10 protein-coding genes and 1 tRNA gene are annotated in these 15,590 nt (G+C 61.4%); 10 read left to right on the forward strand and 1 reads right to left on the reverse strand.

The window, feature by feature from the left end; all coding sequences use genetic code 11:
• From tuf to rpoC, 10 genes are all read left to right on the forward strand, one after another.
• Positions 1-1,173, forward strand: a 1,173-nt coding sequence (gene tuf, locus IGW04_RS13425; protein ID WP_228527084.1) for an elongation factor Tu, incomplete at its 5' end; no start/stop codon positions are given.
• A 72-nt stretch (positions 1,174-1,245) separates the two neighbouring features.
• Positions 1,246-1,321 (forward strand) — tRNA-Trp (locus IGW04_RS13430).
• A gap of 35 nt (positions 1,322-1,356) precedes the next feature.
• Positions 1,357-1,740 (forward strand): preprotein translocase subunit SecE, encoded by a 384-nt coding sequence (gene secE / locus IGW04_RS13435; protein WP_194713594.1) that lies wholly within the window; start codon positions 1,357-1,359, stop codon positions 1,738-1,740.
• On the forward strand, positions 1,740-2,330 hold the full coding sequence (gene nusG, locus IGW04_RS13440; RefSeq protein WP_194713595.1) for a transcription termination/antitermination protein NusG: 591 nt from the start codon (positions 1,740-1,742) through the stop codon (positions 2,328-2,330). The genes secE and nusG overlap by 1 nt, the downstream gene beginning before the upstream one ends.
• Positions 2,331-2,461: 131 nt before the next feature.
• Entirely contained in the window at positions 2,462-2,893 is a 432-nt protein-coding gene (rplK, locus tag IGW04_RS13445; protein ID WP_194713596.1) for a 50S ribosomal protein L11, read from the forward strand.
• The gene (gene rplA, locus IGW04_RS13450; RefSeq protein WP_194713597.1) at positions 2,893-3,588 is read left to right on the forward strand and encodes a 50S ribosomal protein L1; all 696 of its coding nucleotides are present in this window, start codon (positions 2,893-2,895) and stop codon (positions 3,586-3,588) included. Before rplK ends, rplA begins: the two co-directional genes overlap by 1 nt.
• 263 nt (positions 3,589-3,851) lie before the next feature.
• A complete protein-coding gene (gene rplJ / locus IGW04_RS13455; protein WP_194713694.1) occupies positions 3,852-4,442 on the forward strand; it encodes a 50S ribosomal protein L10 in 591 nt (196 codons plus the stop codon).
• 66 nt (positions 4,443-4,508) lie between these two features.
• Positions 4,509-4,889 (forward strand): 50S ribosomal protein L7/L12, encoded by a 381-nt coding sequence (rplL, locus tag IGW04_RS13460; protein WP_194713598.1) that lies wholly within the window; start codon positions 4,509-4,511, stop codon positions 4,887-4,889.
• 273 nt (positions 4,890-5,162) lie between these two features.
• A complete protein-coding gene (gene rpoB, locus IGW04_RS13465; RefSeq protein WP_194713599.1) occupies positions 5,163-9,269 on the forward strand; it encodes a DNA-directed RNA polymerase subunit beta in 4,107 nt (1,368 codons plus the stop codon).
• Between the two features lie 109 nt (positions 9,270-9,378).
• Positions 9,379-13,623 (forward strand): DNA-directed RNA polymerase subunit beta', encoded by a 4,245-nt coding sequence (gene rpoC, locus IGW04_RS13470; protein ID WP_194713600.1) that lies wholly within the window; start codon positions 9,379-9,381, stop codon positions 13,621-13,623.
• A gap of 88 nt (positions 13,624-13,711) precedes the next feature.
• Here rpoC and IGW04_RS13475 read toward each other — a convergent pair whose 3' ends face one another.
• Positions 13,712-15,478 carry a phosphoethanolamine transferase gene (locus IGW04_RS13475; protein ID WP_194713601.1) on the reverse strand — a complete coding sequence of 589 codons (1,767 nt, stop codon included), beginning with the start codon at positions 15,476-15,478 and terminating at the stop codon, positions 13,712-13,714.
• Between the last annotated feature and the right edge of the window lie 112 nt (positions 15,479-15,590).

The following is a 15,590-nucleotide window of genomic DNA, read 5'->3' on the forward strand; positions in this document are numbered from 1 at the left end:
GAGCGGACCAAACCGCACGTGAATGTGGGCACCATCGGCCACGTCGACCATGGCAAGACCACGCTGACCGCGGCAATCGCAACGGTTCTGTCGGCCAAGTTCGGCGGCGAAGCAAAGAAATACGACGAGATCGACGCAGCGCCGGAAGAGAAGGCACGCGGCATCACCATCAACACCGCTCACGTCGAATACGAAACCCAGAACCGCCACTACGCGCACGTTGACTGCCCGGGCCACGCCGACTATGTGAAGAACATGATCACCGGCGCCGCCCAGATGGACGGCGCGATCCTGGTGTGCTCCGCCGCCGACGGCCCGATGCCGCAGACCCGCGAGCACATCCTGCTGGCGCGTCAGGTTGGCGTTCCGTACATCATCGTCTACCTGAACAAGTGCGACATGGTCGACGACGAAGAGCTGCTGGAACTGGTGGAAATGGAAGTGCGCGAGCTGCTGTCGAAGTACGAGTTCCCTGGCGACGACCTGCCCATCATCAAGGGTTCGGCCAAGCTGGCGCTGGAAGGCGACAAGGGTCCGCTGGGCGAGCAGTCGATCATGGCGCTGGCCGATGCGCTGGACAGCTACATCCCGACGCCGGACCGTGCCGTTGACGGCGCGTTCCTGCTGCCGGTGGAAGACGTGTTCTCGATCTCGGGTCGCGGCACGGTGGTGACCGGTCGCGTCGAGCGCGGCATCGTCAAGGTTGGCGAAGAGATCGAAATCGTTGGCATTCGCGACACCCAGAAGACCACCTGCACGGGCGTGGAAATGTTCCGCAAGCTGCTGGATCAGGGTCAGGCCGGCGACAACGTTGGCGTGCTGCTGCGCGGCACCAAGCGTGAAGACGTCGAGCGTGGCCAGGTGTTGGCCAAGCCGGGTTCGATCAAGCCGCACAAGCACTTCACCGGCGAGATCTACGTTCTGTCGAAAGACGAGGGCGGCCGTCACACCCCGTTCTTCAACAACTACCGTCCGCAGTTCTACTTCCGTACCACGGACGTGACCGGTTCGATCGAGCTGCCGAAGGACAAGGAAATGGTCATGCCTGGCGACAACGTGTCGATCACCGTGATGCTGATCAACCCGATCGCAATGGAAGAAGGTCTGCGTTTTGCAATCCGCGAAGGTGGCCGTACCGTCGGCGCCGGCGTCGTTGCAAAAATCATGGACTAAGGAAAAGTCTGCTGCCGGCGCCGGTCTCCGGCGCGGCAGTCTCGACGGTTCCGGGTTTTACCGTTTTAACGTAGGGGCGTAGCTCAATTGGCAGAGCGTCGGTCTCCAAAACCGAAGGTCGGGGGTTCGAGGCCCTCCGCCCCTGCCACCGTTTCAGGTGCAGGGCACCGAAAGTAAAATTGTATGGCTAATCAACCCGTGCAGACCGTCAATACGTCAGGCGACAAGATGAAGGTCGGCCTGGCTATTTGCGCTGCTATTGCCGGTGTAGTGGGTTTCTATCTGCTGGCAGGCCAGTCCACCCTGGTGCGCACCGGCGCACTGCTTGCCGGTCTCGTGGTTGCCATCGGCCTTCTCTGGACTTCGCTGTCCGGCCAAGGCTTTCTGGCATTCGCCAAAGAGTCTGTCCGTGAAACCAAGAAAGTCGTCTGGCCTACCCGCAAGGAAGCCATGCAGATCACTGCGGTCGTCTTCGGCTTCGTGCTGATGATGGCAATCTTTCTCTGGGGCACGGACAAGATACTGGAATTCCTGTTGTACGACTTGATCCTGGGCTGGAAACGATAATGAGCGACAATCTGCAAGACGGCGTGCCGAGCGAGGCCGCAGTCACCGCGCCGACCGGCAACAAGCGCTGGTACGTGGTGCACGCTTATTCCGGAATGGAAAAGAGCGTACAGCGCGCACTGACCGAGCGTATTGCGCGCGCCGGCATGGAAGACAAGTTCGGCCAAATCCTGGTGCCGACCGAGGAAGTCATCGAAGTCAAGAATGGTCACAAGTCCGTGACCGAGCGCCGCTTCTTCCCTGGCTATGTGCTGGTCGAAATGGAAATGACCGACGACACCTGGCACCTGGTCAAGAACACCAGCAAGGTGACCGGCTTCATCGGCGGCAAGTCCAACAAGCCGACGCCGATCCCGCCGCACGAAGTCGACAAGATCCTGCACCAGATGCAGGAAGGCATCGAGAAGCCGCGTCCCAAGGTGCTGTACGAAGTGGGCGAACTGGTGCGCATCAAGGATGGTCCGTTCACCGACTTCAACGGCAACGTCGAGGAAGTCAACTACGAAAAATCCAAGGTTCGCGTTTCAGTCACGATCTTCGGGCGCGCAACGCCGGTCGAACTCGAATTCGGCCAGGTCGAAAAAGTTTAAGCAGCAACTGCAGCAAAAGCGCCCATGCCGGGCGCTGCATCCATTGCGAAACCGGCATGCATCAAACGAGGAGCCCCCGCGAGGGCTAGTACTTCGCAGCGGCGCTAACACTCACTCAAACTGGAAGCATCATGGCAAAGAAAATCATAGGCTATATCAAGCTGCAAGTGCCAGCTGGTAAAGCAAATCCGTCTCCCCCGATCGGCCCGGCGCTGGGTCAGCGCGGCCTGAACATCATGGAATTCTGCAAGGCGTTCAACGCCCAGACCCAGGGTGTCGAGCCTGGTCTGCCCATTCCTGTCGTCATCACCGCGTTCGCCGACAAGTCCTTCACCTTCGTGATGAAGACCCCGCCGGCAACCGTGCTGATCAAGAAGGCAGCCGGCATCACCAAGGGTTCCGCTCGTCCGCACACCGACAAAGTCGGCAGCATCACCCGCGCACAAGCTGAAGAAATCGCAACAACCAAGCGGCCAGATCTGACCGCTGCCGACATGGATGCAGCCGTGCGCACGATCGCTGGCTCCGCACGTTCCATCGGCATCACGGTGGAGGGTCTGTAATGGCTAATCTGTCCAAGCGCGCCAAGGCAATCAAGGCCAAAGTTGACCGCACCAAGGTTTATCCCTTCGACAACGCGATCGCGCTGATCAAGGAATGCGCCACCGCCAAGTTCAATGAATCGATCGACGTTTCGGTTCAGCTGGGCGTGGATGCAAAGAAATCGGACCAGGTTGTCCGCGGTTCCGTCGTACTGCCTGCCGGCACCGGCAAGAGCGTGCGCGTGGCCGTGTTCGCCAGCGGCGACAAGGCTGAAGCAGCCAAGGCTGCCGGCGCCGAAGTGGTCGGCATGGAAGACCTGGCAGAGCGCATCAAGGCCGGCGACATGCCGTTCGACATCGTGATCGCTTCGCCGGACACCATGCGTATCGTCGGTACCCTGGGCCAGATCCTGGGACCGCGCGGCCTGATGCCTAACCCCAAGGTTGGCACCGTGACCCCCGACGTCGCAACCGCCGTGAAGAACGCCAAGGCAGGTCAGGTGCAATATCGTACCGACAAGGCAGGCATCATCCACGCGACCATCGGCCGCAAGGATTTCGCTGACGCCGACCTGAAGAGCAACCTGGTTGCCCTGATCGACGCACTGAACAAGGCCAAGCCGGCCACCAGCAAGGGCATCTATCTGCGCAAGGTTTCGCTGTCGTCCACCATGGGCGCCGGCGTACGCGTGGACCAGACCACCCTGGCTGCTTAAGTACTGAATCAAGACCCTGCGCGAAACACCGCGCGGGGCGCATCTTTGGGCCGGGCCGGAGTCGCTGTTGGATGAAGGCCCGGGCAATCAAAGACCGTTGGGCGGAAGTGCATGCAGCTTGTGCACCATGTTAATAGCCGAGGGAGCGATCCCGAAGCACCCAACGCAGATGGCGAGCCCGAACAAGTTTTGTAGTCTGCCCGCTGTGCATGCAGTACCGCAACAGCAGTGAACTCCTGACTTCGGACGCCGTGTTCGAACCGATGCAAGGCAAGCAGCCAACCGGCTGTGTAGGCGCCAAGCATCATTTTTGGAGCTTGACCGTGGGTCTCAATCGGAATGAAAAACAGGCCGTAGTCGAAGAAATCTCTGCCAAGATCGCATCGGCACAGACCATCGCCCTGGCTGAATACCGTGGCATCCAAGTCGGTCAAATGACGCAACTGCGTTCCAAGGCGCGTGACCAGGGCGTGTACCTGCGTGTGTTGAAAAACACGCTGGCTCGCCGTGCAGTAGAAGGTACCGCGTTCTCCGGACTCGCCAACGACATGACCGGTCCGCTGATCTATGCGATCTCGGACGATGCTGTCGCCGCTGCCAAGGTCCTGTCGGACTTTGCCAAGGGCAATGACAAGCTGGTCATCCGTGGTGGTAACTACGCAGGCAAGCCGCTGGACAAGGCAGGCGTTGCAGCGCTGGCTAACATCCCGACCCGTGAAGTTCTGCTGTCCCAGCTGATGGGCATCATGCAGGCGCCGGTATCCGGATTTGCCCGTGCACTCGCCGCCCTGGCGGAAAAGAACGGCGGCGGCGCCGCAGCCGAAGAGGCTGCAGCACCGGCGGAAGCAGGCTGATCAGGCCTGTTTCGTTCGCGTCAATGACGACTTGATGTAACTATCGAATCAATTTAGGAGTTTCAAATGGCAATTAGCAAAGAAGACATCCTCGAAGCCGTAGGTCAGATGTCCGTGATGGACCTGAATGACCTGGTGAAGGCATTCGAAGAGAAGTTTGGCGTTTCCGCAGCAGCAATGGCCGTCGCCGGCCCGGCAGCTGGCGCAGGCGCTGGTGCAGCCGCTGCTGAAGAGCAGACCGAGTTCACCGTGATCCTGGCCGACTTCGGCGCAAACAAGGTTGGCGTCATTAAGGCAGTCCGCGAAATCACCGGTCTGGGCCTGAAAGAAGCCAAGGACCTGGTTGACGGTGCACCGAAGCCTCTGAAGGAAGGTGTATCGAAGGCTGACGCTGAAGCAGCGAAGAAGAAGCTGGAAGAAGCTGGCGCAAAAGCAGAAATCAAGTAATTGCGGCCTGCTAGCGCGACATACAGCGCATGAGTCAAAGCGCAGAGCCCTTTCCAAAAAGGAAGGGCTCGGCTTTGGCTCCTTTGTCGTTTTCGGACTTTGAAGACGATCGTACCGGAACCATGCAACACCCGCCCGCAAAGGCGGTCTATTAAATCACAGATTTGAAGGGCCGAGACTTGAGGTTTCGCAGATCCCGGAAAACGCAGCCATATCGCGCCATCCGTGTCGAATCCTGAATTCTCTATCCTTCCTGTCACTCACGGAGTGTTCATGCACTACTCATTTACTGAGAAGAAACGCATTCGCAAATCATTCGCGAAGCGCGCCAACGTTCACCACGTACCATTCCTGCTTGCAACCCAGCTCGAATCCTATACCGGCTTTCTGCAGGCGGACAAGGCCCCGTCGCTGCGCAAGAACGAAGGCCTGCAGTCTGCCTTCACCTCGATTTTCCCCATCGTTTCGCACAACGGCTTTGCGCGTCTCGAATTTCTTTCCTATGTGCTGGGCGATCCGCCGTTTGACGTCAAGGAATGCCAGCAGCGCGGCCTGACCTTCGCCTCGCCGCTGCGCGCCAAGGTGCGCCTGGTGATCCTGGACAAGGAATCGCCGACCAAGCCGGTCGTCAAGGAAATGAAGGAGCAGGAAGTCTACATGGGCGAACTGCCGCTCATGACCACCACCGGTTCCTTCGTGATCAACGGCACCGAGCGCGTGATCGTGTCCCAGCTGCACCGTTCCCCGGGCGTGTTCTTCGAGCATGACCGCGGCAAGACCCATTCCTCGGGCAAGCTGCTGTTCTCGGCACGGATCATTCCCTACCGCGGCTCATGGCTGGACTTCGAATTCGATCCGAAGGACATCCTGTTCTTCCGCGTCGACCGTCGCCGCAAGATGCCGGTCACGATCCTGCTGAAGGCCATCGGCATGACGGTCGAGCAGATCCTGGCCAACTTCTTCGTCTTCGACAACTTCACCCTGCGTTCCGACGGCGCCGAACTCGAGTTCGTGTCCGAGCGGCTGCGCGGTGAAGTCGCGCGCTTCGACATCACCGACCGTGAAGGCAAGGTCATCGTCGCCAAGGACAAGCGCATCAACGCACGTCATGTGCGCGAGATCGAATCGTCGGGCATCAAGCACATTTCAGTGCCGGAAGACTATCTGCTGGGCCGCGTGCTGGCGACCAACATCGTCGACGCCGACACCGGCGAAGTCGTGGCCAACGCCAATGACGAGCTGACCGAAGAGCTGCTGGGCCGCCTGCGCGATGCCAACGTTGCCAACATCCAGACGCTGTACACCAACGACCTGGACCAGGGCGCCTACATCTCGCAGACACTGCGCACCGACGACACCGCCGACCAGACTGCCGCCCGCATCGCGATCTACCGCATGATGCGCCCCGGCGAGCCGCCGACCGAAGATTCGGTCGAGGCGCTGTTCAACGGCCTGTTCTACAACGAAGACCGCTACGACCTGTCGGCCGTGGGCCGCATGAAGTTCAACCGCCGCATCGGCCGCGATGAACTCACCGGCGCCATGACGCTGTCGAACGAAGACGTGCTGGCCGTGATCAAGATCCTGGTGGAACTGCGCAATGGCCGCGGCGAAGTCGACGATATCGATCATCTGGGCAACCGTCGCGTGCGTTGCGTCGGCGAACTGGCGGAAAACCAGTTCCGCGCCGGCCTCGTGCGCGTCGAGCGCGCCGTCAAGGAGCGCCTCGGCCAGGCCGAAGCGGACAACCTGATGCCGCACGACCTGATCAATTCCAAGCCGATCTCGGCAGCCATCCGCGAGTTCTTCGGTTCGTCGCAGCTGTCGCAGTTCATGGACCAGACCAACCCGCTGTCGGAAATCACGCACAAGCGCCGCGTTTCCGCACTCGGACCGGGCGGCCTGACCCGCGAGCGTGCCGGCTTCGAGGTGCGCGACGTGCATCCGACCCACTACGGCCGCGTCTGCCCGATCGAAACGCCTGAAGGCCCGAACATCGGCCTGATCAACTCGCTGGCGCTGTATGCCCGCCTGAACGAATACGGCTTCCTGGAAACCCCGTACCGCAAGGTCGAAGGCAGCAAGATCACCAGCCAGATCGACTACCTGTCCGCGATCGAGGAAGGCCGCTACATCATCGCCCAGGCGAATGCGACCATCAACGAAGAGGGCACGCTGTCGGACGAGCTGGTGTCGGCCCGTGAAGCCGGCGAAACCATCCTGGTGTCGCCGGAGCGCGTGCAGTACATGGACGTGGCGCCTGGCCAGATCGTCTCGGTCGCGGCATCGCTGATCCCGTTCCTCGAGCACGATGACGCGAACCGCGCGCTGATGGGCGCCAACATGCAGCGTCAGGCCGTGCCCTGCCTGCGCCCGGAAAAGGCGCTGGTCGGCACCGGCATCGAGCGCACGGTGGCGGTCGACTCCGGCACCACGGTGCAGGCACTGCGTGGCGGCGTGGTTGACTACATCGACGCCGGCCGCGTGGTGATCCGCGTGAATGACGATGAAGCGCAGGCTGGCGAAGTCGGTGTCGACATTTACAACCTGATCAAGTACACCCGTTCCAACCAGAACACCAACATCAACCAGCGTCCGATCGTGCAGGTGGGCGACCGGGTTGCCCGCAACGACGTGATCGCCGACGGCGCATCGACCGACCTGGGCGAGCTGGCTCTGGGCCAGAACATGCTGGTGGCCTTCATGCCGTGGAACGGCTACAACTTCGAAGATTCGATCCTGATCTCCGAAAAAGTCGTTGCCGACGACCGCTATACCTCGATCCACATCGAGGAGCTGTCTGTGGTGGCGCGCGACACCAAGCTGGGCGCGGAAGAAATCACCCGTGATATCTCCAACCTGGCGGAAAACCAGCTGGCGCGTCTGGACGAGTCGGGCATTGTCTACATCGGCGCTGAAGTCGAGGCGGGCGATACCCTGGTCGGCAAGGTCACCCCTAAGGGCGAGACCCAGCTGACGCCGGAAGAGAAGCTGCTGCGCGCGATCTTCGGCGAAAAGGCATCCGACGTGAAGGACACCTCGCTGCGCGTTCCGTCCGGCATGGTCGGTACCGTGATCGACGTGCAGGTCTTTACCCGCGAAGGCATCCAGCGCGACAAGCGCGCCCAGCAGATCATCGACGACGAACTGAAGCGCTACCGCCTGGACCTGAACGACCAGCTGCGCATCGTGGAAGGCGACGCCTTCCAGCGTCTGGAAAAGATGTTGATCGGCAAGGTGGTCAACGGCGGTCCGAAGAAGATCGTCAAGGGCACCGCGATCGACAAGGCCTACCTGGACGACCTGGACAAGTACCACTGGTTCGACATCCGTCCGGCCGACGACGATGCCGCTGCAGCGCTGGAAGCCATCAAGGAATCCATCGCCGAGAAGCGTCACCAGTTCGACCTGGCGTTTGAAGAGAAGCGCAAGAAGCTGACCCAAGGCGACGAACTGCCGCCGGGCGTGCAGAAGATGGTCAAGGTCTACCTGGCAGTGAAGCGTCGCCTGCAGCCTGGCGACAAGATGGCAGGCCGCCACGGCAACAAGGGTGTGGTTTCCCGCATCGTGCCGATCGAGGACATGCCCTACATGGCGGACGGTACCCCGGCCGACATCGTGCTGAACCCGCTGGGCGTGCCGTCGCGGATGAACGTCGGCCAGGTGCTGGAAGTCCACCTGGGCTGGGCCGCCAAGGGCCTGGGCCTGCGCATCGGCGAAATGATGGCCGCGCAAGCCAAGGCAGCCGAGCTGCGCACCTTCCTGACCACGATCTACAACGAATCGGGCAAGCCGGAAGACATCGAAAGCATGACCGACGTGGAGATCCTGACGCTGGCGGAAAACCTGAAGAAGGGCGTTCCGTTCGCCACGCCGGTGTTCGACGGCGCGCACGAGAAGGAAATCCACCGCATGCTGGATCTGGCCTATCCGGACGACATCGCCGCCAAGCTGGGCATGACCCCGTCGAAGAACCAGGTCACGATGTACGACGGCCGAACCGGCGAAGCCTTCGAGCGCACCGTGACGGTCGGCTACATGCACATGCTCAAGCTGCACCATCTGGTGGACGACAAGATGCATGCCCGTTCCACCGGCCCGTACTCGCTGGTGACCCAGCAGCCGCTGGGCGGCAAGGCGCAGTTCGGCGGCCAGCGTTTCGGCGAGATGGAAGTGTGGGCACTGGAAGCCTACGGCGCGTCCTACGTGCTGCAGGAAATGCTGACGGTGAAGTCGGACGACGTGAACGGCCGGACCAAGGTGTACGAGAACCTGGTCAAGGGCGATCACGTGATCGATGCCGGCATGCCGGAATCCTTCAACGTGCTGGTGAAGGAAATCCGCTCGCTGGGTATCGACATCGACCTGGAGCGCGACTGATCTGCCTGCCCCGGGGCGGCGTCCTGCAAGGGATGCCACTCCGGGGGATAATGGCCGGTTGCCGCTCGGTCTTACAAACAAGTTTTTTCACGCCTACCTGGAGTGATAGATGAAAGCACTGCTCGATCTATTCAAGCAAGTTCAGCAAAATGAACAATTCGACGCGATCAAGATTGGTCTCGCGTCGCCCGACAAAATCCGTTCCTGGTCCTACGGCGAAGTCAAGAAGCCGGAAACCATCAACTACCGTACCTTCAAGCCCGAGCGCGACGGCCTGTTCTGCGCCAAGATCTTTGGCCCGATCAAGGACTACGAGTGCCTGTGCGGCAAGTACAAGCGCCTGAAGCATCGTGGCGTCATCTGCGAGAAATGCGGCGTGGAAGTCACGCTGGCCAAGGTGCGCCGCGAGCGCATGGGCCATATCGAACTGGCTTCGCCGACCGCGCATATCTGGTTCCTGAAGTCGCTGCCGTCGCGTCTGGGCATGGTGCTCGACATGACGCTGCGCGACATCGAGCGCGTGCTGTACTTCGAAGCCTATGTCGTGACCGATCCTGGCATGACCCCGCTGAAGAAGTGCCAGATCATGTCGGAAGACGACTATGCCGCCAAGTACGAAGAGTACGGTGACGACTTCACCGCCTTCATGGGCGCCGAGGGCATCCGTGAGCTGCTGCGTTCGATCGACATCGACCGCGACGCCGACACGCTGCGCCAGGAACTGAAGGACTCCAAGTCCGAAGCCAAGATCAAGAAGTACGCCAAGCGCCTGAAAGTGCTGGAGGCCTTCCAGCGTTCCGGCATCAAGCCCGAGTGGATGATCATGGAAGTGCTGCCGGTGCTGCCGCCGGAACTGCGTCCGCTGGTCCCGCTGGACGGCGGCCGCTTCGCGACCTCCGACCTGAACGACCTGTATCGCCGCGTGATCAACCGTAACAACCGCCTGAAGCGGCTGATGGAACTGCGCGCGCCGGAAATCATCACCCGCAATGAGAAGCGGATGCTGCAGGAAGCCGTCGACTCGCTGCTCGACAACGGCCGCCGCGGCAAGGCCATGACCGGCGCCAACAAGCGTCCGCTGAAGTCGCTGGCCGAGATGATCAAGGGCAAGGGCGGTCGTTTCCGTCAGAACCTGCTGGGCAAGCGCGTCGACTACTCCGGCCGTTCCGTGATCGTGGTTGGTCCGCAGCTGAAGCTGCACCAGTGCGGCCTGCCGAAACTGATGGCGCTGGAACTGTTCAAGCCCTTCATCTTCAACAAGCTCGAACTGATGGGCCTGGCGACCACGATCAAGGCCGCCAAGAAGCTGGTGGAAGTGCAGGAGCCGGTGGTCTGGGACATCCTGGAAGACGTGATCCGCGAGCATCCGGTGATGCTGAACCGTGCGCCGACGCTGCACCGCCTGGGCATCCAGGCATTCGAGCCGGTGCTGATCGAAGGCAAGGCCATCCAGCTGCATCCGCTGGTCTGCGCCGCCTTCAACGCCGACTTCGACGGCGACCAGATGGCTGTGCACGTGCCGCTGTCGATCGAGGCGCAGATGGAAGCCCGTTCGCTGATGCTGGCATCGAACAACATCCTGTTCCCGTCCAACGGCGAACCGTCGATCGTGCCGTCCCAGGATATCGTGCTGGGCCTGTACTACGCGACCCGCGAAAAGATCAACGGCAAGAACGAAGGCATGCTGTTCCAGGACGTGTCCGAAGTGATCCGCGCCTATGACAACAAGGAAGTTGAGCTGACCACCCGCGTCACTGTGCGTATCGTCGAGTATCCGCGCAATGCCGAGGGCACCGGCTTCGACCGCACCGTGACTCGCTACGAGACCACGGTCGGCCGCGCCATCCTGTCCGAGATCCTGCCGAAGGGCCTGCCGTTCTCGGTGCTGAACCGCGCGCTGAAGAAGAAGGAAATCTCGCGCCTGATCAACATCTCGTTCCGCAAGTGCGGCCTGCGCGCCACCGTGGTGTTCGCCGACCAGCTGATGCAGTCGGGCTTCCGCCTCGCGACCCGCGCCGGCATCTCGATCTGCGTCGACGACATGCTGGTGCCGCCGCAGAAGGTCACCCTGATCGCGACCGCCGAGCAGGAAGTCAAGCAGATCGAGCAGCAGTATGCTTCCGGTCTGGTGACGGCCGGCGAGCGTTACAACAAGGTGGTGGACATCTGGGGCAAGGCCGGCGACGAAGTCGGCAAGGCCATGATGGAACAGCTGAAGGTGGAAGACGTCGTCAAGCGCGACGGCACCAAGGGCGTCCAGGAATCGTTCAACGCGATCTACATGATGGCCGACTCCGGCGCCCGTGGTTCCGCCGCCCAGATCCGCCAGCTGGCCGGCATGCGCGGCCTGATGGCCAAACCTGACGGCTCGATCATCGAGACGCCGATTACCGCGAACTTCCGCGAAGGCCTGAACGTTCTGCAGTACTTCATCTCGACCCACGGCGCCCGTAAGGGTCTGGCCGATACCGCGCTGAAGACCGCGAACTCCGGTTACCTGACCCGTCGTCTGGTCGACGTGACCCAGGACCTGGTGGTGATCGAGGACGATTGCGGCACCTCCAACGGCGCGTCGATGAAGGCGCTGGTCGAAGGCGGTGAAGTGATCGAAGCGCTGCGCGACCGTATCCTGGGCCGCGTTGCCGCGACCGACGTCGTCAATCCGGAAAGCCAGGCCACGCTGTACCACGCCGGCACCCTGCTGGACGAAGACATGGTCGAAGAGATCGAGCGTCTGGGCATCGACGAAGTCAAGGTCCGCACGCCGCTGACCTGCGACACCCGTTACGGCCTGTGCGCGAATTGCTATGGCCGCGATCTGGGCCGTGGCGTGCTGGTCAATTCCGGCGAAGCCGTCGGTGTGGTGGCTGCGCAGTCGATCGGCGAGCCGGGCACCCAGCTGACCATGCGTACCTTCCACATCGGTGGCGCGGCGTCGCGTGCGGCGGTGGCGTCCTCGGTGGAAGCCAAGTCCAACGGCACGGTGCGCTTCACGGCGACCATGCGCTACGTCACCAACGGCAAGGGCGAGCAGATCGTCATTTCCCGTTCCGGCGAAGTGCTGATCACCGACGACATCGGCCGCGAGCGTGAGCGTCACAAGGTGCCGTACGGCGCCACCCTGATCGTCAAGGATGGCATGACGATCAAGGCCGGTACCGCGCTGGCAAACTGGGATCCGCTGACCCGCCCGATCATTACCGAATACACCGGCACGGTGAAGTTCGAGAATGTGGAAGAGGGCGTGACGGTGGCCCGCCAGATCGACGAGGTCACCGGCCTCTCGACCCTGGTGGTCATCGATGCGAAGCGTCGCGGTTCGGCGACCAAGTCGCTGCGTCCGCAGGTCAAGCTGTTGAACGAACAGGGCCAGGAAGTGAAGATCGCCGGCACCGAACACGCCGTGACGATCGGCTTCCAGGTTGGCGCGCTGATCACCGTGAAGGACGGTCAGCAGGTGTCGGTGGGTGAAGTGCTGGCCCGTATCCCGACCGAGTCGCAGAAGACCCGTGACATCACCGGCGGTCTGCCGCGTGTTGCCGAGCTGTTCGAAGCGCGTTCGCCGAAAGACGCGGGCATGCTGGCGGAAGTCACCGGTACCGTGGCATTCGGCAAGGAGACCAAGGGCAAGCAGCGTCTCGAGATCACCGACATGGACGGCAACAAGCATGAGTTCCTGATCACCAAGGACAAGCAGGTGCTGGTGCATGACGGCCAGGTGGTGAACAAGGGCGAGATGATCGTTGACGGTCCGGCCGATCCGCAGGACATCCTGCGCCTCCTGGGTATCGAAGCGCTGGCCCGCTACATCGTCGACGAAGTGCAGGACGTGTACCGTCTGCAGGGTGTGAAGATCAATGACAAGCACATCGAAGTCATTGTTCGCCAGATGCTGCGCCGCGTGCAGGTGATGGATGCAGGCGACACCAGCTACATCACGGGCGAGCAGGTCGAGCGCTCCGAGCTGCTGGACGAGAACGACCGCGTGATCTCGGAGAACAAGATCCCTGCGACCTACGAGAACGTGCTGCTGGGTATTACCAAGGCATCGCTGTCGACCGACTCCTTCATCTCGGCCGCATCGTTCCAGGAAACCACCCGCGTGCTGACCGAAGCGGCGATCATGGGCAAGCGCGACGGTCTGCGCGGCCTGAAGGAAAACGTGATCGTCGGCCGTCTGATCCCGGCTGGTACGGGTCTGGCGTTCCACCGTGCCCGCAAGGAGAAGGAATCGTGGGAGGCGGAAGAGCGCACCGCGCTGCTGCAATCCGAGAAGGCGGCCCGCATCGCCGAGGCGGAAGCCGAAATGGCGGCTGCCGGCAACAACATCGGCAACACGGACGAGCAGGGCTGATCAGGCTTTTCGCTCAAAACAAAACCCCGCAGCAATGCGGGGTTTTTTTATGCCGGTCGGGGTTCGCCGATTTCAGCGGCGCAATGGCCTAACGATCCCGTGGTAACGGCGTCTTCCGACCGATGACTTCCCTGCAGTCGCCCTTGAAATCGGCGTCGTCGTAATTGGTCCAGCCATAACTGTCAACGTAGCGAACATGACTTTCCAGTCGCCTGCTGAAAACGCTCATGCCCGGTTTTTCATCCGGATAGTGTATGCCGGCCATGTCCAGCAGCGAATGGAACACGTTCTCGGTCGACAGCGGCGTGCCCCTGTGCCGACGCAACTGCGCCACCTTGTCCGGATAGGCCGCGCCATACGAGTCCGAATACCATGCCAGCCCCGGCACATGAAACTCGAACTGGGTGTTGTGGCCATGGAAAGCCAGCTTGCAGCTGCCGTCATATAGGGTTTGTCCGTGGTCGGCGACATACATCATCGCCGTCATGACTGGCGCTGCCTTCAATTGCGCGATGACCTGCGCAAGCAGCCAGTCGGTATAGAGGATCGCATTGTCATAGCTGTTGTTGATTTCAGCCTTTAGTTTCAGATCGGTGTAGGCCGGCTTGTCCACGCCGAACAGCGAAGGCCGGAAGCGATCGAACTGGCGCGGATAGCGCTGGCTGTAATTCCAGTGGCTGCCCAGCGTATGCAATACGATCAGCTTCTTTTCGGCAGGATCGCGCATGGCCTGCGCCAGCGGCGCAAGCAGCACCTCGTCGTGGCTGGAGTCGTTCCTGAATCCGCCCAGGTTGAAAAAGCGGGTGACGTCCGCCTCCTTGGCAAATACCGATACCGGCGTATCGAATTCCCCGAACGACATCTGGTTGGAAAGCCAGAATGTCTTGTAGCCCGTCTCCTTGTAAGCCGAAAGAAAGGATTTTTCGGAAAACCCGGCGCGCAGGCTCTGCATCGCCGGCTTGCGCGACAGGATGACCGGCACCGACAAACGTGTCGCCGATACTGGGGTGATCAGGTCGCTGAAGCTCACCAGATTGCCTTCGAGTTCAAGCAGGGGATTGGTGCGGCGGGCATAGCCGTTCAGGCTCCAGCGATCCGCGCGGGACGACTCTCCCAGCACCATGACCACCACCTGCGGCGACTTGCCCTCGGTGTCCTGACGGGCATGAAACCGGAATGCATTGCTGCGCACGGCCAGCTGATTCAGGTAACGCCGCTCCCGCCAGAATGCATAGGCCTGAAAACCCAGCCCGTAGGGCCAACTGCTCGCCAGTAGGGGAACGTTCACCGATATCCGCGCCCATGCGGGCAATTTTTCGTGTTCCGGCGCCGATGCCTGACGCAGCGCCGGGCTGGAGCCTGAGACTGCCGCCCCGCCGTAAACCCAGACGGCCGCGCCCACGCAGAATGCCCCCAGCACGATCAGCCGCGAGGTGCCGCGCCAGTCCAGTTCATGGTTACGCAGTGTTGCACGCCAGACCAGCATGAACCAGCCGCACACCAGCAACAGCAGCGCAACCAGCAGCCACAGGCCACTACCGACGAATTCCAGCGCCTCCATCGGCCCCGTTTCCGCGATCACGCCAAGGTGGTGACTCGAGATGCCCTGCCCAAAATACAGCTGCAGATAGACTTCCACCGGCAGCGCGAGAAACGCGGGAAGCAGCAGCAGATGAAAAAACACAGGGCGGCCGAACAGGGCCCAGACCGCCAGCCAGCCCAGCAATGTTCCTCCCAGCACCGGCGCGGGCGCTGCCGGTGGCCGGCCGAGCAGCGCCGGCAGCAATGGCAATGCCGACAGCAACAGGTAGCTGGCCAGAATGAGACGCGAGGAAGGGCTTAATGGAATGCGCATGGCGCGAAGCAAAAGAAAGGTCCGCCATTATCCCGTAAAGCAACTTCGTTTTCTTCCGCACTGCCGTGGGATTCACGCACAAGGCCGTTCAAAGAACAGTTGACCCATGCTC

The sequence above is a fragment of the Noviherbaspirillum soli genome (assembly GCF_015352955.1).
Lineage (GTDB): Bacteria > Pseudomonadota > Gammaproteobacteria > Burkholderiales > Burkholderiaceae_D > Noviherbaspirillum_A > Noviherbaspirillum_A soli.